This is a genomic window from Leucobacter chromiireducens, assembly GCF_051993095.1.
GTDB classification, from domain to species: Bacteria; Actinomycetota; Actinomycetes; order Actinomycetales; family Microbacteriaceae; genus Leucobacter; species Leucobacter chromiireducens.
Genome location: NZ_CP197024.1, coordinates 807,129 through 826,997, shown reverse-complemented (window position 1 = coordinate 826,997; position 19,869 = coordinate 807,129). Strand labels below are relative to the sequence as shown.

At 69.2% G+C, this 19,869-nt stretch carries 18 protein-coding genes; 8 read left to right on the top strand and 10 right to left on the bottom strand.

Going from position 1 to position 19,869, the window contains the following annotated elements:
• Window positions 1–42 precede the first annotated feature (42 nt).
• From paaE to ACR81A_RS03625, 3 genes are read left to right on the top strand one after another with little or no spacing between them, the layout of a single operon-like run.
• A complete protein-coding gene (gene paaE, locus ACR81A_RS03635) occupies window positions 43–1,152 on the top strand; it encodes a 1,2-phenylacetyl-CoA epoxidase subunit PaaE (protein WP_440312649.1) in 1,110 nt (369 codons plus the stop codon).
• A 27-nt stretch (window positions 1,153–1,179) separates the two neighbouring features.
• Entirely contained in the window at window positions 1,180–2,019 is an 840-nt protein-coding gene (locus ACR81A_RS03630; protein WP_440312648.1) for an enoyl-CoA hydratase/isomerase family protein, read from the top strand.
• Window positions 2,016–2,453, top strand: a complete 438-nt coding sequence (locus ACR81A_RS03625) for a hotdog fold thioesterase (RefSeq protein WP_440312647.1) — start codon at window positions 2,016–2,018, stop codon at window positions 2,451–2,453. The genes ACR81A_RS03630 and ACR81A_RS03625 overlap by 4 nt, the downstream gene beginning before the upstream one ends.
• Here ACR81A_RS03625 and ACR81A_RS03620 read toward each other — a convergent pair.
• On the bottom strand, window positions 2,428–3,972 hold the full coding sequence (locus tag ACR81A_RS03620; RefSeq protein ID WP_440312646.1) for an FAD-dependent monooxygenase: 1,545 nt from the start codon (window positions 3,970–3,972) through the stop codon (window positions 2,428–2,430). The genes ACR81A_RS03625 and ACR81A_RS03620 overlap by 26 nt on opposite strands.
• A gap of 52 nt (window positions 3,973–4,024) precedes the next feature.
• Between ACR81A_RS03620 and ACR81A_RS03615 the strand changes: the two genes are divergently transcribed.
• Window positions 4,025–4,603 carry a CGNR zinc finger domain-containing protein gene (locus ACR81A_RS03615; RefSeq protein WP_440312645.1) on the top strand — a complete coding sequence of 193 codons (579 nt, stop codon included), beginning with the start codon at window positions 4,025–4,027 and terminating at the stop codon, window positions 4,601–4,603.
• Here the strand turns inward: ACR81A_RS03615 and ACR81A_RS03610 are convergent.
• Window positions 4,600–5,340, bottom strand: coding sequence for a helix-turn-helix domain-containing protein (locus tag ACR81A_RS03610; protein WP_440312644.1), 741 nt, complete (start codon window positions 5,338–5,340; stop codon window positions 4,600–4,602). The two genes, ACR81A_RS03615 and ACR81A_RS03610, sit on opposite strands and share 4 nt — an antisense overlap.
• Window positions 5,341–5,431: 91 nt before the next feature.
• On the opposite strand from ACR81A_RS03610, the gene ACR81A_RS03605 reads away from it, so the two are divergent.
• Together ACR81A_RS03605 and ACR81A_RS03600 are read left to right on the top strand one after the other, a co-directional pair.
• Window positions 5,432–6,862, top strand: coding sequence for an MFS transporter (locus ACR81A_RS03605; RefSeq protein ID WP_440312643.1), 1,431 nt, complete (start codon window positions 5,432–5,434; stop codon window positions 6,860–6,862).
• A 310-nt stretch (window positions 6,863–7,172) separates the two neighbouring features.
• The gene (locus tag ACR81A_RS03600; protein ID WP_440312642.1) at window positions 7,173–8,789 is read left to right on the top strand and encodes an ABC-F family ATP-binding cassette domain-containing protein; all 1,617 of its coding nucleotides are present in this window, start codon (window positions 7,173–7,175) and stop codon (window positions 8,787–8,789) included.
• Here ACR81A_RS03600 and ACR81A_RS03595 read toward each other — a convergent pair.
• Window positions 8,786–10,159 (bottom strand): MFS transporter, encoded by a 1,374-nt coding sequence (locus ACR81A_RS03595; protein ID WP_440312641.1) that lies wholly within the window; start codon window positions 10,157–10,159, stop codon window positions 8,786–8,788. The two genes, ACR81A_RS03600 and ACR81A_RS03595, sit on opposite strands and share 4 nt — an antisense overlap.
• Window positions 10,160–10,226: 67 nt before the next feature.
• On the opposite strand from ACR81A_RS03595, the gene ACR81A_RS03590 reads away from it, so the two are divergent.
• A complete protein-coding gene (locus tag ACR81A_RS03590; protein WP_440312640.1) occupies window positions 10,227–10,754 on the top strand; it encodes a CGNR zinc finger domain-containing protein in 528 nt (175 codons plus the stop codon).
• A 57-nt stretch (window positions 10,755–10,811) separates the two neighbouring features.
• Window positions 10,812–11,618, top strand: a complete 807-nt coding sequence (locus ACR81A_RS03585) for a TerC family protein (RefSeq protein WP_440312639.1) — start codon at window positions 10,812–10,814, stop codon at window positions 11,616–11,618.
• Here the strand turns inward: ACR81A_RS03585 and ACR81A_RS03580 are convergent.
• The 7 genes from ACR81A_RS03580 to ACR81A_RS03550 are packed head-to-tail and all read right to left on the bottom strand — an operon-like array spanning window position 11,603 to window position 19,822.
• Window positions 11,603–12,505, bottom strand: a complete 903-nt coding sequence (locus ACR81A_RS03580) for a siderophore-interacting protein (protein ID WP_440312638.1) — start codon at window positions 12,503–12,505, stop codon at window positions 11,603–11,605. The genes ACR81A_RS03585 and ACR81A_RS03580 overlap by 16 nt on opposite strands.
• Window positions 12,502–14,283, bottom strand: a complete 1,782-nt coding sequence (locus ACR81A_RS03575; protein WP_440312637.1) for an ABC transporter ATP-binding protein — start codon at window positions 14,281–14,283, stop codon at window positions 12,502–12,504. Before ACR81A_RS03575 ends, ACR81A_RS03580 begins: the two co-directional genes overlap by 4 nt.
• Window positions 14,280–15,911: an ABC transporter transmembrane domain-containing protein gene (locus ACR81A_RS03570; RefSeq protein ID WP_440312636.1), complete on the bottom strand. Its 1,632-nt coding sequence runs from the start codon at window positions 15,909–15,911 to the stop codon at window positions 14,280–14,282. Before ACR81A_RS03570 ends, ACR81A_RS03575 begins: the two co-directional genes overlap by 4 nt.
• A complete protein-coding gene (locus ACR81A_RS03565; protein WP_440312635.1) occupies window positions 15,908–16,696 on the bottom strand; it encodes an ABC transporter ATP-binding protein in 789 nt (262 codons plus the stop codon). The genes ACR81A_RS03570 and ACR81A_RS03565 overlap by 4 nt, the downstream gene beginning before the upstream one ends.
• Before the next feature lie 11 nt (window positions 16,697–16,707).
• Window positions 16,708–17,766, bottom strand: coding sequence for a FecCD family ABC transporter permease (locus tag ACR81A_RS03560; RefSeq protein ID WP_440312634.1), 1,059 nt, complete (start codon window positions 17,764–17,766; stop codon window positions 16,708–16,710).
• Entirely contained in the window at window positions 17,763–18,758 is a 996-nt protein-coding gene (locus tag ACR81A_RS03555; protein ID WP_440312633.1) for a FecCD family ABC transporter permease, read from the bottom strand. The genes ACR81A_RS03560 and ACR81A_RS03555 overlap by 4 nt, the downstream gene beginning before the upstream one ends.
• On the bottom strand, window positions 18,755–19,822 hold the full coding sequence (locus ACR81A_RS03550) for an ABC transporter substrate-binding protein (RefSeq protein ID WP_440312632.1): 1,068 nt from the start codon (window positions 19,820–19,822) through the stop codon (window positions 18,755–18,757). The genes ACR81A_RS03555 and ACR81A_RS03550 overlap by 4 nt, the downstream gene beginning before the upstream one ends.
• Between the last annotated feature and the right edge of the window lie 47 nt (window positions 19,823–19,869).

The window sequence follows — 19,869 nt, the reverse complement described above, 5'->3', positions numbered from 1 at the left end:
CCGGCAGCGGCGCCCCGCGCTGCGGCCAACGAAGGGACCATCATGGCCGCCATCAACCTCGGCGCAAAGAAGCGCGCGACGTTCCACGACCTCCGGGTTTCCGAGGTTCGCCCCCTCACCGAGAACAGCGTGGAGGTGACCTTTGAGGTACCGCAGGAACTCGCGGAAGACTACCGCTACCTCGCCGGGCAGCACCTCGCGCTGCGCACCACCATCGATGGTGAGGATCTGCGCCGCTCGTACTCGATCTGCCGCCCGCCCGCAGATGGGAAGATCTCCGTCGCGGTGAAGCGCGACTTTGGCGGAGTCTTCTCCACCTGGGTGAATGATGAGCTGCAGGCGGGTGACACCCTCCAGGTGATGACTCCGCAGGGCGCGTTCACCTCGAACCTCGACGAGCTTGCGGGCCGGCACGTCGTCGGCATCGCTGCGGGGTCGGGCATCACGCCCATCATCACGATGGCGCACCGTGTGCTCGCGCAGAGCGACACCTCGCGCTTCGACCTGCTCTTCACTAACCGCTCGACCGTCGACGTCATGTTTGTCGAGGAGCTCGCAGACCTGAAGGATCGCTATCCGCAACGCTTCGCGCTGCACCATGTGCTGTCACGCGAGCAGCGCTCGGCCCCCATCCTCTCGGGCCGCCTCGACGAGGAGCGCCTCCGCACGATCCTGCGCGAAGTGATTCCTGTGGGTCGTGCCGATGAGTGGGTGCTGTGCGGACCGTTCGATCTGGTGCAGCTGTGCCGCGATCTGCTCGCCGAGCATGAGGTGCCGAGCTCGCACGTGCGCTTCGAACTCTTCACCACCGGCGAGCCGGGCGCGCAGCTGCCACGCGCGCGGCCGGTTGAGGTGCGCAGCGGCGAGAAGACCGTGGTGATCGACTTCACGCTCGACGGCACTTCGGCTTCCGTCGAGAGCCCGGTCGCGGCGAACGAGACCGTGCTGAACGCGGCGCTGCGTGTGCGACCCGACGTGCCGTTCGCCTGCGCGGGCGGCGTGTGCGGCACGTGCCGCGCACGCGTGATCGAGGGCTCCGTCTCCATGACTGAGAACTACGCGCTCGAGGCCGACGAGATTGAGCGCGGCTACGTGCTCACGTGTCAGTCTCACCCGCAGTCCGAACGCCTCGTCGTCGATTACGACGCCTAACCGCACGCCGAGCACGGAAGGATTCCGATGACGAGCGAAACAGCTCCCCCTGAAGTCAACCTCGCGATCGCCGATGGCGTCGCGGAGATCACCTTGAACGCACCCGGGCGTCTCAATGCGCTGAGCCCGGCAATGCTTGACGAGCTGTCGGCGGCCTACGCGCAGGCTGAGCAGGCGGGCGTTCGCGCGCTCGTGCTGCGAGGCGCGGGGCGCGCGTTCAGCGCGGGCCGCGACATCTCGGGGGTCGATCCGCGAAATGACGACGTGATCGGTTACCTGGAGGGCCGGGTGCAACCACTCCTCCAGCGGATGAGCGAGTTCCCCGCTCCCACATTTGCGGTGGCGCACGGCGCCTGCCTCGGCGTGGGGCTTGGCCTGCTCATTGCGAGCGATGTCGTCTACGTCGCGGAGAGCGCCAAGATCGGCAGCCCGTTCGCAAACCTCGGCGCAACGCTCGACTCTGGCGGCCACGCACTGTTTGTTGAGCGGCTCGGCGCGCACCGCACGCTCGACCTGATCTTCACGGGTCGACTCATGAGCGGCGCTGAGGCGGTGGCGGCCGGACTCTTCTCGCAGTCGTTCCCCGACGATGAGGTGCTCGAGCGCACCCGCACCGTCGCGGCGACCGCGGCGACAGGCGCCACCGAGGCGTTCCGCGCTTCGAAGCAGCTCGTGCGACAGCTGCGCGATGAACGCGTCGGCCTCTGGGAGTCGATGTCTGCGGAGAACCGCGCGCAGGCAGCGCTCTGCGACACGGATGACTACCGCGAGGGCTTCGCCGCGTTCCAGGAGAAGCGCCGCCCCGTGTTCCACGGCGTGGCAGCATCGGGAAACGCAGCCGCATCGGGCAACGGGGTCGGCGCATGAGCGCGCCCGTGGGCACCGCGCTCCCAGGCGCGGAAAACTGGGTGGCCGCGAACGGCTCGGGCGAGCTCGCGGAGGCAATGGGGATCGAATTCACGGAGTTCACGGTCGAGCGGACCGTTGGACGCATGCCGGTGCGCGGCAACCGCCAGACGGTCGGCTTTCTCCACGGCGGCGCCTACGTGGTGCTCGGTGAGTCACTCGGCTCGATGGCGGCGAATCTGCACGCCGGCCCTGGCCGCCTCGCGGTGGGCATCGACATCAATGCGACGCACACGCGATCGGCGACCGAGGGCTACGTGACCGGAGTGTGCACGCCCGTGCACCTCGGCCGCACGCTCGCCGTGCACGAGATTGTCGTGAGCGATGAGCAGGGTCGGCGCTGCTGCACGATTCGCATCACGAACCTCATCAAGGACGCGCCGGAGCCCCAGTAGGTGCGCCCCGCATAGCTGCGGCGAGCGCGGGTGAGATCTCGTCGGGTTGCACCAGACGAGCGGCGATGTGTCCATCGGGGCGCACGAGCAGCCCAACCGCGCCATCCATTGCGTGCCCCGCAAGTCCGGCGCGTTCGGCGAATTGCTCCGGCTGCGCGAGCGCGGTGAATCCGACCGCGGCGTGCTCAGCCGCTGTGACCCAGGCGGTGCCGTTCGCACGTGAGTCCGCGAGCAGCACCAGCCAGTCGCGCGCGACGAGGTCGAGCGTTGAAGCCTCGCGCGGCTCTCCTGCAATCCTCGCGTGCGGCAGGCGACGGCCGACGGCGCCGGACGGCGCGTACGCCCCCGCGGCGATCGGTTCGGCAGCGCCGTAGTGGGTGCCCAACAGCAGCTCGTCGTCGATCCCATACTGTCCCCCGAAGTTGCCGCGCGAGATCGCGATGATCGTCTCGCCCACCGGGCGACGCTCGGCCGTGTACGCGTCGAGGAGCTCCTCGCCTGCTTCCCCGTGCAGCACTGCCGCAAGCTGCCACGCGAGCGTGTCGGCATCACCGATGCCGACGTTCATTCCGTGACCACCGGTGGGCGGGGTCTGGTGCGCGGCGTCGCCCGCGAGAAACACGCGGCCCGCGCGGTACGTGTCGGCAATGCGCGCGTCCATGCGCCACACCATCGTGTCGCGCACCTCGACGGCGAGATCCGGGATCCCCGCGGCGTCGCGCACGAGCCGGACAAGCGCAGCGGGATCGTCCGCGAGCTGTGTGCCGTCGTTCCCCTCCGGGAGCGGGTATTGGTAGACCCAGTTGGTGCGGTTGTCGACCGCGAGAAAGCCACCCTTGCCGCCGGTGAGGAAGTAGGAAGCCGCTGCCCGATCACGCACCACCTCGGCGAGGTCAGCGACGACGCGAATCGACAGGAACCTCGCGAGGCCGCGCTCCCCCTGAAGTGGGATTCCCGTGGCCCGCCGCACCGTGCTCCCTGCGCCATCGCAGCCGATGAGTGCTCGCGCGCGCAGCGTACGCTGCCCATCGCCCGCCTCGACGACGGCGCTCACGCCCACCTGGTCCTGCGACAGCTCGGTGACTCGCTGCCCGAATCGCACATCGGCTCCCGCGTCGCGCGCAGCCGCAAGGAGAACCGGCTCGAGTGCATCCTGCGAACAGAGCACACCGGGCGCCGGGGTCGCGTCGCTCCCGTGCGTGGCCGGCGGATCGGAACGGCTGAACCGCGGGTCGACAAGCGTGTCTCCACGGAAGAAACGGATTTCGTCGCTTGGCAGGGCTGCCTGGCGGATTGCCGACTCAAGCCCGACTGAACGGTAGGTCTCCATCGAACGAGCAGAGATGCCCCGGGCTTTCGGGTGAGTGGAGAGCGTGGTGTGCGCCTCGACGACGGTCACGGTGACACCGTGCGCACGAAGCAGCACGGCAAGGGTGAGACCGATCGGGCCGCCGCCGACGATCAGGACGTCGCTGTGCAGAGTTCCGCCTGTGTACCGCTCGGGTGAGGGCTTCGTCATCACACCCTCCTTTCGTAACGCTTAAACTTGGTTATAGCGTTACACTAGGGGCATGCCAGCTCCCCGCGCAACCCCCGCACCCGACGACCGGCCACTCGGCCTCCGCTTCATCACGGCTGTGGTGAACGAGCCGTGGGCCGAGCTCGACGCAGCCGCGGCGCAGACTCGCTGGGCGGCGCTGAGTGCTGCCCACGGCGATGCGGCACTTGGCGCACGCGCCGCCCACGCGGAGCGCCTTGCCGAGGCCACGGCAGAGCTGCGCGCAATCTATGCGGAGCACGATCCGGCGCGAGTGGCCGCAAGCCTCAACGCCGCCCTCCGCGCGCACGGTGCGCCCACCGAACTCACCCAACTCCCGGACGGACGCTGGGCGACTCGGCCCGCGATCCCAATCGAGTCAAGCGCAGCTGATTTCGTCCGATCCCTCGCTGCGGCCTCGCTCGCCCAGTGGTTCGCCGAGCGCGGGCGCGGCGCCTGGGGCCTGTGCGCGGCCCCGGGCTGCGAGCGCGCCTTCATCGACGAGGGTCGGCGCGCACCCCAGCGCTTCTGCTCCCCGAGCTGCGCCACACGCACGCGCGTCGCCGCGCACCGCGCCGAACGACGGTCACCGGGCGGCGCGCACACGCGCTAGCCGCGCGGCTGCTCGCGATCGTCGTCATTGTTCAGCCGCAGCCACTCAGCCCAGCTGGTCGGCGCACCGAGCTCGGCGGGATCAGCGGCACCCGGCACACGCTGCCCGGCGGCACGCGCGCGCAGGCCGGCGAGCACGAAATCGAGGTGGCGGAGGTGCAGCTCGTTCGCGCGCTCCCGCGGCACGGCGTACACCGGCCGCAAGTGCGTGATGGTGAGCATCACATCGGCGGGGCCAAAGTCGGCGGGGATCACTCCGCGATCCCGATCAATCCGCACGAGCTCCGAAAGCGCGGCGTGGAGCCGATCCGAGAGCCGATCAATCTCCGGCGTCGTGCCCACGTGCTGCCCGAAGGTGGGCATGCGCGAGCCGGGCGCCTCAATGACCTGACGACACAGGAAGACACCCACCACCGAGGGGCGGGCGGACACGTCCGGTGATGCGGCGGCCGGGTCGGCACCGCCGAGCTGAGCGCTCGCCTCCGCGAGAGCGCAGATCTCCTCGAGCGAGAGCACCCGGATCGCGTTGACGAGCTCCACCTTGCTGGGGTAGCGGCGATAGATGCTCGCCACGCCCGCGCCCGCTCGCGCGGCGATCTCCGACATGGGCGCCCCCCACCCCCACTCACTGAAGACCTCGCGGGCAGCGCGGAGGATCGACTCGTCGTTGGACCGAGCCTCGCGGGCGCGACCGCGGAGCGGGCCAGCCTCCGCGGGGTCAGACTCAGGAAGATTCACCCTTCCCACGGTACCCGGACTTCGCTTACACTTCTATCGGAACGAATCATTCCGTTCCGAATAGATTTGACCTCACACAGATTCGAGCCGCATGACCTCCCCCGCATCTCAGCCGAGCACCGCACCAGTCCCCCTGCCCACGACCCAGGCAGCGCGCCCCGCCGCACACTCCGGTCGCCTCGTGTTCGCGCTCGCGATCGCGGTGCTCACCTTCTCGATGATGCAAACCCTGCTCGTCCCCGCACTCCCGACCTTCATCCGTGTGTTCGAGCTCGAGCCCTCGGTGGCCGGGTGGATCCTCACGAGCTACCTCCTGTGCGGCGCGGTCGCCGCCCCGATCCTCGGCTCACTCGGCGACCGTCATGGGCACCGCAAGATCCTGCTCGTCTCCTTCGCGCTCTTCGTCGCGGGCGCTGTTCTTGCCGCCACCGCGGGTTCCCTCCCCGTCCTGCTCGTCGGCCGCGTGCTGCAGGGCGCCAGCATGGCCGCCTTCCCGCTCGCGCTTGCCATCGTGCGGCGGCACACCGACGGCAGCACGCAACGGAGCGCGATCGGCCTCCTGAGCGGCACGATGGGACTCGGCGCCGGCGCCGCACTCGTGGTCGGCGGCGTGATCGTCGAAGGCCTGTCCTGGCAGTGGCTGTTCCTCACGGGCGCGCTCATGGGACTCCTCTCGATCGCGCTCCTCGTCGCGTGGGTGCCCGCATCGCAGCGCGGGGTCGCCACCCCCACCGACTGGCCGGGCACCATCCTGCTCACCATCGCGCTCCTCTCGCTCTTGCTGGGCATCTCGCAGGGCAGCGCTTGGGGGTGGGGATCCGCTGCGGTGATCGGGCTCTTCGTCCTCGCGCTCGCCGCGTTCACCGCGCTCGCGTTTGTCGAGCAGCGCACCGCAGCGCCCCTCATCGATGTGCGCACGCTCGTGCGGCCCGCACTCGCCGTGACGAACGGGCTCACGCTCTTCCTCGGCTTTGTTCCGTACCTCTTCTACGTGGGACTGCCGATGCTGCTGCAGGCTCCCACCGGGGCCGGCGTGGGGCAGGGCTTCTCGGTCACGCAGACCGGAATCGCCCTCCTGCCGGGCGCCATTCTTGTGTTCCTCGGCGGCAGGCTTGCGCCGTTGCTCATCTCTCGCGCGGGATCCCGACTCACCGCCCTCATCGCACTCGCGGTGATGGGGCTCGGTAGCGCAGGGGTCGCGCTCGCCCCCGGCAGCCTCGCCGTGATCGTCGTGTTCTTCTCGCTCATTGGCCTCGGCAACGGCATCGGCTTTGCGGTGGTCGCCGATCTCGTTGCGAGCCTCGCGCCGCGCGACGAGATTGCGGCGGCCCTCGGCGTGAACGGCGTGCTGCGCACGGTCGGTTCCGCACTCGGCACCCCAGTGTCGACCGCGGTGCTCGCGGGAGTCGCGGGCGGCGGGGCGGCAGCAGCCGAGCCGTTCACCACCCTGTTCGCCATCGCCGCTGCGGTCAGCATTGTCGGGGCCGTGTTCTCGCTCACGCTGCGGCAGCCCCGATCCTGATCCGATTCTGGCTGGGCAGAACTGAACTCTGCTGCGCTGTCACTGGTACACTGGGCGCATGGATTTGATCGAAGTGGACGGCAACTAGCCACCGCACCGCCGGTGGCACTCGCGCGCTCTTGCGCCGAGATCGTGCCCAGCTCTCCGAGTGCGTCCACCCTGACGGGTGTTGACCGCGGGCCGGGCCGCCGCCTTCCCCACACCGCAGCACCGCTCCATTTGGCGTGCGTGCGCGGCCGCGCGATCTGAGGCCCGACGGAGCCTTCCTCGCGCGTCGCCGCACGCCCGGGCACTTCGAAAGGCGACAGCCATGTCAACATCACCCGCAATCTCTCTGCACGAACTCTCGTTCGCGTGGCCCGACGGCACCGCGGCACTCGAGCGCGTATCAGGCACATTCACCCCCGGCCGCACCGGCCTCGTCGGCAGGAACGGTGCGGGGAAGTCCACTCTGCTCCGACTCATCGCGGGCGAACTCACCCCCTCGTCCGGCCACATCGTCACGAGCGGCGAGGTCGGCTACCTGCGACAGACGCTCACGCTTCGCGCAGACGCGCCCCTCGCCGAGTTGCTCGGCATCCACGAGACCCTCGCGGCTCTGCGCGCCATCGAGGCGGGCGACGTCGCGCACGAGCACTTCGACGCGGTCGGCGACGATTGGGATATCGAGTCGCGCGCCGGGGAGGCACTCCAACAACTCGGATTCGCGCCGGAAGACATCGATCGACGCGTCGGCGAGGTGTCGGGTGGCGAGGCGATGCTCATCGCCATCATGGGGTTGCGGATTCGGCGCACGCCCATCACGCTGCTCGACGAGCCGACGAATAACCTCGACCGTGCCACTCGGGCCAGGCTCGGCGAGCTCGTCGATGCGTGGCCGGGCACGCTGCTCATCGTGAGCCACGACCGCGAGCTGCTCGAGCGGATGGATCACACGGCCGAGCTGTTCTCCGGACGCCTTGAGACCTTCGGCGGCCCGTACAGCGCGTGGGAGGCGCATCAGGAACAGCAGCAGGCCGCCGCCGCGCAGGCTGCGCGCAGCGCACAGCAGACCCTGAAGGTAGAGAAGCGGCAGCGCGTCGACGCGGAGACCAAGCTCGCACGCCGCGAGCGCACCGCGAAGAAAACCCAGGCGAGCGGCGGGATCCCGAAGATTCTCGCCGGGAATCGCGCCAGCAAAGCACAGGCATCCGCCGGCGCGATGCGGGGCACGCTCGACGACAAGGTGCAGGCCGCGCAAGCCGCGGTCGACGCCGCCGATGCGCGCGTGCGCGTGGATGAGCGGATCAGTCTCGTGCTCCCCGACCCCGAGGTGCCGCGCGGGCGCCGCCTCGCCGAGTTCAGCACGGGCTCGCGCACCATCCTCGTGCAGGGGCCGGAGCGTGTGGCGCTCGTCGGAGCGAATGGCTCTGGCAAGTCGACGCTGCTCGCGCAACTGATGAGTGGATCGGCGCCAACGGCGGGGCGCCCCTCGGGCACGCTGCTGACCGAGCGAGTGGGGTTTCTCGCTCAGCGTCTCGACGGCCTCGACGAACAGGCCAGCGCGATCGCGAACGTGCAGGCGGTGGCCCCTGCGACGCCAACCGGTACGATCCAGAATCAGCTCGCACGCTTGCTCCTGCGTGGTGACTCCGCGCATCGCCCTGTGGGGACACTGTCGGGCGGTGAGCGGTTCCGTGTCGCGCTTGCGCGGCTGCTGCTCGCGGACCCGCCCGCGCAGCTACTGGTACTCGATGAGCCCACCAACAACCTGGATCTCGCGAGCGTTGAGCAGCTCGCACAGGCACTCGACGCGTACCGTGGCGCACTCCTCGTCGTGAGCCACGACTTCGCGTTCCTCGAACGACTCGGCATCGACACGATACTCGAGCTCGACACGGCGACAGGCCTGCGCGAACTGCGCACCTTCGAAGAAGCAGTGGCCTAACCTGGCTTGGCGCGGCACTGGGGCTTCGCCTCCGGAGCCGCGCCGAGTCGTAGGACGAGAATGCCAATGCTCAGAGCGAGCACCGCACACACGAGAAACGCGCCCGCAAGCGGACCCGGCTCGGGTACCGCAGCCACACTCCCGCAGACCGCCACTCCCAACGCGAGCCCCAGCTGCCGGGCCGCATTCGCGCCACTCGTTGCAGCCGCGGAAACATCCGCGGGCGCGGCCGCAAGTGCGAGGGCGGGTAACGCGGGCGAGATGATACCGGCCGCAGCACCAGAGAGCACGAGGAACGGCACGAGCGTGCTCCACCCCGCACCAGTGAGCAACAAGAGGCCCGTGGCCGCAGCGAGCGCGATCACCAGCATGGGCCACCCGAGTGACCTGCGCACTCCCGCGCCGCGCAGGCGAGTGCTGAGCAGTGCAGATGCCAGCACAAACGCGATGAGCTGCGCGAGCAGGATCGTGGCGGTTGCGGCCGACCCGAGCCCTTCCCCCAGCTGCAACCAGTTTGAGAGGGCAGGGAGCTGCCCGAACGCGGCGAAGTAGTAGCCGAACGCGGCAAGCAGCACGGCAAGGTATGCCGGGGTGCGCAGGAGACTGAGCGGCAGCACCGGGGCCACCGCTCGCCGCTCGGCCCACACGAATCCGACTGCGCTGCAGCCGGCCACCAACGCCGCGGCGAGCACCCCGAGACCCGGCCCGCTGGGTGATCCCGCCTCGGTGATTGCATACGCGAGCGCAGTGATGCCCAGCGTCGCGCAACCGAGACCTGCCCAGTCCATTGGCGGCCGTACGCCGCTGGCGGGTGGACCCCCCGGCAGCGCGCGAAGACGCAACGCCGCGGCGAGCGCAGTCAGACAGAACGGGAGCGCCGCGAAGAACAGCCATCGCCAGCCCACAAATTCGGCGAGCACCCCACCCGCGATCGTCCCGATAGCCGAGGCTGCGCCCGCAACCGCGCCCCACACCGCGAAAGCCACAGCACGGGTGCGCGGCTCGGCGTATGCCCGGCCGATGAGCGCGGGGATGCAGGCAAACATCACCGCCCCGGCGACTCCCTGCACGGCGCGTCCCGCGATGAGCCAGCCCACGCTCGGCGCGAAGCCCGCAAGCGCGGTGGCAACCGTGAATGCCGCAACCCCCACGAGGTATACCCGGGTGATGCCCAACGCGTCACCGATCGATCCCGCCCCGAGGAGGAATCCGGCCAGCGCGACGGTGTACACATTCACCACCCACTGCTGTGCACTGTGCCCTGCGCCGAGGTCCGCCCCAATGCTGGGCAGGGCAACCGTGACAATCGAGGTGTAGACGAGCAGCAGGAACGTTCCCAGGCAGCAAGCGACCAGAGGCCACCAGCTCACTCGTGGGAGGGGAAGCGACTGGGAGGAACCTGATTCATGCACCGCACCAGCATGTTGTAATGGCCTTATGCGCGTAAACCCTTACATGCGCGAGCTGCTGGGGATCGGCATCTCGCTGCTCAACGAGCCGCCCGCGTCGAGCGCGGAGATCGCGGCACGATGGCTGGAGTGGGGCATGCCGCTCGATGCCCCGCCTCAGCCTGCGGATCTCCCACGAACGCTGGAGTTTCTCGCCGGTTGGCGCGACCTCGTTGACGCCGCATCAGAGCTGCACCGCGTGGAGGCGCTGAACGCCCTCCTCACCGATTTCGCAAGCGCGCCGAGCGTCACGAACCACGACGGTTCTGGGTGGCACCTCCACTACCGCGCAGACACCGCGGGGCTCGGTGAGACCCTCGCCGCCGCGGTGAGCGTCGCCGCTGCCGAGCACCTCACACAGAACGGGATGCACCGGCTCGGCCGCTGCGCCCTGCCTGAGTGTGCTCGCGCATTCGCTGACGTGAGCCGCCCGGGGCGACAGCGCTACTGCTCGCAGCCCTGCGCCGGGCGCGACGCCGTGCGCCGCCACCGGAGGCGAGCCGCTGCCGCAAAGTAGCCGCGTAAGCGCTGAATGAACGCTGAGAAGCGCGGGATCGTGCCCTAGCGTTATTCCATGGAGTTCGACTTATCCCTCTCCCCTGACCTCGTCGCTGTGTTTCTCGCGCTCTTCCTGCTGGAGGTGGTGCTCGGCGTCGACAATGTGATCTTCATCTCGATCCTCGCGGGCAAACTGCCGGAACACCAGCAGGCCAAGGCCCGCAAGCTCGGCCTCAGCCTCGCCATGCTCATGCGCGTGGTGCTGATCTTCTTCGCCGGTTGGATCATCACGCTCACCGATGACTTCATTCAGATCGGCGAGCTGGGCTTCTCAATGAAGGACCTGATCCTCATCGCGGGTGGTGTCTTCCTGCTGTACAAGGCGATACAGGAGATTCACCACAAGTTCGAGGGACATGACGAAGAACAGCCGAAGGCCGGCGCCGTCGCTACCACCTTCGGTGCAGTGATCGCCCAGATCCTGGCGCTCGACCTGGTGTTCTCGCTCGACTCGGTGATCACCGCGGTGGGCATGACCTCAAACATGATCGTGATCATCGCGGCCGTGCTGCTCTCCTTCGGCATTATGCTCTTCGCGTCAGGCACCATCTTCGCGTTCGTGAACCGCCACCCCACCGTGAAGATGCTGGCGCTGTCGTTCCTGCTCCTCATCGCGGTGTTCCTCATCGCCGAGGGCTTCGGGGTGAAGATCGACAAGGCCCTCATCTACGGCCCCATGGCGTTTGCGGTGCTCGTGGAAACGCTCAACCTCGTGGCCCAGGGCCGCGCGGCAAAACGTCGGGAACGCACCGCGCTCACCGAAGCCGCCACCGGCCCCTCCGCAAGCCACGCCGCCGAATCGGAGACTCAGAGCCCCAGTTGAGCGAGGCGCTCCTCGTAGCGCAACTGCGTATCCTCAGCGTCGCCGGGCTCGGCGTCATCCCAGATCGCTGCGAGCTCGCGCTGCACGTCCTCCGAGAGGGCGTCGTAGCGCGAGCTCCAGTCGGCCACCGGGTTCCAGTACCCCACCACCTTGTACCGGGCGGCGGGCAGCCCGAGCTCGCGGCGAAGGAGCTTCCGCACATCGCGCAGTGCAGCGGTCTCGCCCGCCACCCAGACGTACCCTTCCTCGAACGATCCCTTCTCGTGCAACGACCGGCGCACAATCTCGCCGAGCGCGCTCGGGCCGTGCCCGTTGCCGCCCTCGATCCACGTCACTTCGATGCCAGCACCCGCGGCAACCCCGTAGACCGCAAGATCGACGAGAGCCGCACCCGCGGGCACTTCGAGCACCAGCCGGGTGCGGATCCCGGTGCTGCGTGCGGCGATACGGGCCGCAGCGGGCAGCCCGGTGAGGTCCGCCGCGAGCAGCTGCCAACGCGTGCCGTTCGGCGGATCGTAAAGCCCAGTGGGGGCATTCAGCCCGAGCACGTACCCGGGCTGAGCGGTGCGCGCCCACGGACCCGCGATCCCGGCCTCGTGCACCACGAAGTCGATGTCGATCTCGCCCGCCGCCGGTCGCACGGCGCTGATCGTGTACGTGCGCATCGGTGCCTCCGGGGCGCCCGGCGGGGTGCTCCACCAGTCGCCGTCGGGAATCGGAAGCGACACATCGTGCGGGTCATCGCCGTGCGGGAAGAAGACGCGCACGTACTCGTCGGGCACCCCGGTGCTGACGAAGTCGGCAACGCCCGGCCCGCCCAGTGTGACGCGCACAAGCTCGGGGCTGAGGGATTCTGTGGCGGTGACTACCCCGCGGAAGATGGTCATGGAATCTCGCTTTCGGGATCGGAAGGATCGGGATCGGAAAGATCAGTGTCAGAAGCGTCGGTGGCGGGCGAGGCACTCTCGCCGAGCTGCGCGGACCACAGCTCGCGATACGGGCCAGCCGCCGCGCGCAACTCAGCGTGTGTGCCGTGCTGCACCAAACGACCGTCGGCAAACACACCGATCTGCTCTGCGGTCGCCGTGGGTTGCAACTGGTGCGCGATGTACACGGCGGTGCGCTCTTGGCGGAGCAACGCAATGGCCCGGTCGACCGCGGGCCGCTGCTGCAGACCCACCTCAGCGGTCGGCTCGTCGAGAATGACAATCTCAGGGTCAGCGAGAAGTGCACGCGCGACGGCAAGCTGCTGAATACGCCCCTCGTCCCAGCGTTCCGGCTGCTGTGATTCAAGCGCCCACTCGGCACCCACCGCCGCGAGCGCGGCGTGGATCTCCTCGTCGGCCGCCTCGGGCGCCGCAAGCCTGAGGTTCTCGGCGACCGTGCCCCGGAACTGATGGAGCTCCTGCGAGATCGTGTACGGCTGCGCGCTGGTGTCGAGCGTGCCAGAATCTGGTGCGTACTGGCCCGCGATGAGGCGCGCCACCGTGCTCTTTCCTGAGCCGGACGCGCCGACAAAGACCGCCGTCGTTCCCGCGGGGATCGTGAGCGTCACGTGTTGCACCCCACGTCCGGTGCGGGGATAGCGGAATGACACATCGTTCAGGGCGACCGCGATGTGACCTTCGGCCAGGCCAGATCGCGTCACCTCGCGCTGCGGCGCAGGCACGGCGGGCGGGGCGGCTTCGATGACTCCCACGAGTCGCGCCAGACCGATCGTGGCACGCTGAATGTCGTCAAGCCCAAAGATGAGCTGCCCGATGGGGCCGAACAGTCGGTGGAACACGAGCGCCGCAGTGGTCACCATACCCACGGTCACCGCGCCAACGCCGCTCAGCGCGAACCCCGTGCCGAGCAGGGCAACCATGCCGATCGCCTCGCCACCGTTGATGGTGAAGAACAGTCGGTTGCGCAGCCGCGCGCCCACGATCTGCGTGCGGATCGACGCTCGGGCCCGCACCGCTACGCGGTCGAGCGCGTGCGTTTCCTCGCCGAGCGCGGTGAGCGTCTCCCGACCCTCGACGGCTTCGAGCACAGCCTGGCTGCGAGCGGCTTCGCGCTCGCGCACCTCACGGAATACAACGCGCGAGTGCTTCAGAAACACGCGCGTTCCCCACACATAGCAGGGCGCGCAGGCGAGCCCTGCGAAGGCGAGGCGCAGGTCGAGCGCCGCGAGCGAGGCAAGCGACACCGCGATCGCAAACAGTGCGGAGAGCAGTGTCGGCATGACATCGCCGCCGGCCTCCGCGACCGCCTCAACGTCGCCAGTGACGCGAGACAGGAGGTCAGCGCTCTCGCCATCATCAATCGTCGCAACCGGCAACCGCATCGCGGATGCGAACACCTCTTCGCGGAGGCTCGCGAGGGTCTGCTGCACGAGCCCCACGAGTACTCGGCTCCCCCACATCCCCATGAGCGCGGCACCAATGGCGCCCGCGGCAGCTCCGAACACCCAGCCGCCAATCACCGCGGGCCCGGCGTCGCGCACCACGGCGTCGACGATGCGCCCGAGGCAGAGCGGCAGCACGAGCCCGAGCACGCTCGCGAGGAGGAGCAGCACTGCCGCGGCGATCGTCCGGCCGCGGTGCGCGCTCAGCAGTCGGACGATCACGGCGCGAACTTCACGCCCGCTCGCAATCGGCAGGGTGGGAGTCGGCTCGCTCACTGGGCACCCCATTCCACCACGCGATCGCAGGCCGCAAGCAGCGTGGGCGAGGAGGAGATAAGCACCATCGTCTCGGGTCGCGCCGCGAGACCAGCTGCAATCTCCGCCTCCGTCACCGCGTCAACCGCGGAGGTTGGCTCATCGAGCACGAGCACCTCCGCGTTCACATGGAGGCCACGCGCAATGCCAATTCGTTGCCGCTGTCCACCAGATACGCGCCGGCCCGCCTCGCCCAGCGGGGTCTCCCAGCCACCGAGCTCGGCGACCACGTCGGTGAGCGCCGCGGCGGCGACCGCCGCAGCCTGCGGCGCATCGCCCGCGACGGGTGCCGCCGGGCCCAGCACCGCGGCGCGGAGGCTCTCGCTCGCCACCGCCTGCCGGTGCGGCAGCGAGACGACGCGGCGACGGTATTCAGCGAGCTCGAGATCACGCGCATCACGGTGCGCGCCGACCTGAGCCGCGTCTGCGAGGGTGAGTGCGCCGCGGTCGAGCGGGGCGCGCAGCCCGAGCGCACGGGACGCGGCGCGCGCCGCCGCCGTGTCGGTGGGCCGTACCCCCAACTTCTCACCGCGCCGCAGTTCCACCCGCTCGGCGCCGCGGCCCGGCAGAAATGTGAGCACGACGTCTGCGTGATGCTGCACAGCTTCCCCCTGCTCCGCGGGTGGCAGCAGGTCCGGGGTGTTGATCAGGGTGGCGAGTCGCCTCGCCGAAGCCAGCTTGTGCGCCCAGTTCGCGGGGAATGTCCCCGCGTGCGCGAGCGAGCCGCTCACAAACTGGGCGAGGCCGAGCACCGTGACGAGCTCGCCGATGCTGATGCTGCCCGCGCTCGCAAACCACGCGGACATGCCCGCGAGCCCCGCTGTGGTGAGCGCTGCGAGCGTGGCGCTCACCGCTTCGGCGCCCGCGAGCGCCCGACCAGCGGAGGTCGCGGCCCCGCGCGAGCGCGTGCTCGCCGCGGTGTAGCGGCGCACGGCCTCGCGCCGTGCCCCCATGCCCACGAGCACGCGGAATCCCGTCATGAAGTCGGCGGCGACCGCCCCAGCCTCCGTTGCGGCCGCCTGCTCGGCGTGGCCGCGCTGCTCGAGCGGACGCGACACGAGGCGCATGACAAGCATCATCACCGCCGTGGCGAGAAACACCACGAGAGTCGCGGCCGGTGAGATGACCAGCATGGCGCACGCGGAGGCGATGATTGCAGCGACCGTGGCGCTCTGCTGCGCCACCGACCAGGCGACACCGGCGACCCGGTAGGTGTCTGAGGTGACGTAGCCCAACGCCTCGCCGGCGCTCAGCGTGCGCGCCGGCAGTGTGGGGCGGAGCAACCGCGAGAGCGCCAGGTGCCGCAGCGACTGCTCGCCCGTGCCGTAGACAGTCACCATGAGACGCGAGGCCCCCTGGTAGCTCAGCGTGAGGACGAGAAACACCGCGAGGAGCACACCGAGCCAGGTGACCAGCGCCCCAGCGTCCGCGTTCAGTACCGCGCGGTCCACCACCACGCCAATCAGCACGGGGATCGCGGTCTCCGCGAGCGCGTGGAACACGAGCAGCGCGGTCGCAAGCGTGAGCGCGAGGCCACGCCCCTCCCCCGCGAGCGCGACACGAAAGAGCTTTCCTGGGGTGACGGTCACTTCCCGCTCCGGCCGAGCGGCAGCACGAGCGGAGCCCCCGACACCGGGTCTTCAATCACTCGGCAGGGCAGCTCGTACACGCGCTCGACAAGCTCCGCGGTGATGACCTCGCGGGGCGGGCCCTGCGCCACAATCGCACCATCGCGCATCGCCACGAGGTGGGTGGCATAACGCGCGGCGTGGTTCAAGTCGTGCAGCACTGCCACCACCGTGGTGCCACCACGGTGCAGCTCAGCGAACAGCTCTAGAAGTTCGATCTGGTGCGCAATATCGAGGTACGTGGTGGGCTCATCAAGCAGCAGGTGGCCCGTCTGCTGCGCGAGCGCCATCGCCACCCAAACACGCTGCCGCTGCCCACCCGAGAGCTCGTCTACGAGGCGGTGCGAGAGCTCGGTCGTGGCCGTGGCGGCGAGCGCTTCGGCCACCGCCTCCTCGTCGGCGCGACTCCAGGTGCGCAGGGCACTCTGATGCGGGAAGCGGCCGCGGCCCACGAGGTCGGCGACGGTGATCCCGTCGGGGGCAATCGCCGACTGGGGCAGCAGGCCCAGCTTGCGTGCCACCTCCTTCGGCGGCCGCGAGTGCAACTCGGCACCGTCGAGCATCACCGATCCCGTGCTGGGTCGCAGCAGTCGTGAGAAGCCGCGCAGCAGGGTCGACTTGCCGCACGCGTTCGGGCCGATGATCACGGTGAACGAGCGGTCGGGGATGCCCAGGGTGAGATCCCGAACAATCGGAGTGTCCCCGTAGCCAAGGGTGATCTCATCTGCGCGCAGTGCGGCGGTCATGGAAAGTCCTTTCAACGTGAAGATCGGTACTGCACGGCGAGCAGCCACGCGAGGTAGAGGCCGCCTAGCGACACCGTGACAACGCCAACGGGAACCTGCATGAGCTGCGCGATCGCGTCGGATACGACGACGAGCGCGGCGCCCGTGAGCATGAGCGGCACGGTGCCCATGGGGCTGTTTGCTCGCAGCAGGCGCTGGCAGATTTGCGGTGCGGCGAGCGCAATGAACGAAATTGGCCCGGCCGCGGCGGTGACGAGTGCCATGAGCGCAACGCCCGCGCACATCGCCCAGAAGCGCAGCCGGCCGGGGCGGATGCCGAGCGCCGAGGCGGAGTCATCACCGAGCTCGAGCAGTGGCAGCGTGCGCGCGAGCGGCAGCGACGCGCACACCACCACCACGAACACGAGCGCGGCGGGCAACAGCTGGTCGAAGCCGAGCGACGCGAGTGATCCCGCGCCCCAGGTCGCCACCATCATGGCCTGTTCGACACTCACAGAGATGAGGATCCATGAGCTCAGCGACCCGAGGCCTGCCGAGACGCCGATGCCAACGATGATGAGCCGGAACGAGCTGGTGGTGCGCTTGGCCGCGAGCGCGTAGACGAGCAGCGCGGTGAGAAGACCGCCCACGAGCGCACCCGCAGCCTTGGTCATGTAGGTGTTGAGGCCCAGCACGAGGAGCGTGATCGTCACGCCGAACTGCGCGCCCACGCCGAAACCGATGATGTCGGGCGAGCCGAGCGGGTTGCGGGTGAGCGACTGGAAGATCCCGCCGGACAGCGCGAGCGCGGCGCCGCAGAGGATCGCGAAGAGGAGTCGGGGCAGCCGCCACTCGAACACCACCTGGCGCGCGTCCGGGTCGGCCGCGGGGTCGACGAGCGCGCGGAGCACCGTCGCGAAGTCGAGCGAGTAGGAGCCGATCGTCATGGAGGCGAGCCCCGCGACGAGCACGACGGCCAGGAGCGCCACGCTGACCCACAGCGTGCGCACCGGCACGCGCCCGGACGCACGTGGTGCATCGATCCAAATCTCGCGTCGCCCGCTGTCGATCTCCGAGTGCAGCCGGGTCACAGCGAGATCACCCGCCTGCGGCGCACGAGCGCGATCAGCACGGGTGCGCCGATGACGCCCGTCACGATGCCCACTCGCAGCTCACCGTTCGGCAGCGCGACGCGACCGAGAATGTCGGCGAGCAGCAGGAAGATGGGACCGACGATCACGGAGTAGGCGAGCACCCAGCGCTGATCGGGTCCGGTGAACCAGCGCACCGCGTGCGGCACCATGATGCCCACGAACCCGATGGGGCCCGCGGCAGCAACGCTGGTTCCCGCGAGGAGCGTCACCGCGAGTACGACCAGCACCCGTGTCACCGCGATGCGTGTGCCGAGGGCTCCGGCGAGCTCATCGCCGAGCGCGAGCGCGTTCAGCGAGCGCGCGCAGGCGAAACCGAGCAGCAGCCCCACGAGGATGAGTGGGCCCGCCCAGACAACCTGGTCAAGGGTGCGGCCGCCCACAGCGCCCACGCCCCAGAATCGCATCACCTGCAGCGTGCTGTGGTTCTGCAGCACGATCGCGGTGGTGAGCCCGGTGCACGCGGCCCCGAGCGCCACACCCGCGAGCGTGAGCTTGCCCGGGGTGCCGCCGGAGGGTCCGAGCGAGCCGAGCAGCGTGACGAGCAGGGTGAGCGCGAGCGCCCCAAACAGCGCGAAGGGCACGTAGGCGCCGGGCGCGGTGAGCCCCAGCACGCCAACCGCGAAGGTCACGGCGAGCGAGGCACCGGCGTTCACTCCCAAGATGCCGGGGTCGGCGAGCGGGTTGCGCGTGAACGCCTGGATGAGCGCGCCGCACACCGCGAGCGCGGCCCCCACGAGCACGGCGAACACCGTGCGCGGGAACCGCAGTTCCATCACCGTGAGGTGGAGCGGATCCTCCTCGTCGAAAGCGGTGAGCGCGTCGATCACCGTTGCCGGCTCAATCGCTTTGGCGCCCACCGCCAGCGAGGCGATCATCACGGCGACCAGAATGACCGCCGCGATGATGAGCCCCGTGGTTCGAGCGATCACTTCCCGTTGATGGTGGGCTTGCCCTGCAGCGCGTTCGCGAGATCCTCGACGTACTGCGGCAGGATGTACTGCAGCGAGAGCACCGTGGGGGCGCTGATCGCGGAGGCGTCGGCCTGGTCGGTGTAGATCACGTACGAGTTCTTGGCGATGGGGTTCCACTGCGAGACGACCTTGTTGGCGACGGTGTACTCTCCCTCGGCTACGCTGCCACCCCACGCACCAAACAGATCGGCCTCGACGTCGCCGAGCTGCTCGAGGCTCACGCCCGTGTACCAGTTGTCGCCCTCGGCGGTGCCCAGGAACGTGTCCATTGCGGAGGTGGAGGTGAAGCCGAGCTCCTCGGTGATGCGCACCCGCGGATCGTAGTTGAGGTACACACCAAGATCGGTGCCGCCCTCGTTGAGGGTCAGGCCCCACACAAAGGTCTTGTCCTCGAACTCGGGGTGCTCTCCGGCGAGCGAGGTGACGAGCTCCTCGGTGTCGGCGATGAGCTCCTCGGCGCGATCCTCCTCAGACATCGCGGTGCCGAGTGTGCGGGTCATGTCCTGCCAGGTGCTCGGATCCCAGGCCCGGGTGATGTACGGAAGCGTCGGCGCGATGTCGCTGAGTCGTTCGTACTCGACATCGGTGATTCCGGAGTAAAGGCTGACAATCAGATCGGGATCGAGGGCCTTGATCGCCTCAAAGTTGGGCCCTTCTTCGGTGAAGGGGATGATCTCGGGCGTCTCCCCGTACTCCTCCATGACGTAGTCCTCGAACCACGGCTGGAAGCCGTCTTCGTCGGCACCCCACACCTCTTCGATGCCCACGGGGTTCGTGCCGAGCGCCGCAACGATGTCGGGGCTCATCCAGCCGAGCGCCACGATTCGCTTCGGCTTCGCCGGGATCGTCGTGCTGCCGTGTGCGTGCTCGATCACCACGGCGTCGCCGGAGGCGGCAGGTGCGGTCTCGGCTGCACCCGAGGTGCTCGGTGAGCACCCCGTGAGAGCGAGCGCAGCTGCGGCGAGCAGAGCGGTGAGGCCCGAGGCGCGGCGGATCTGGGGGCGCGCAAACGCGTGCGGCATGGTTCTCCTTGTGGCAAAGCGAATAAGTGGATGCCACGCCCTGCGGT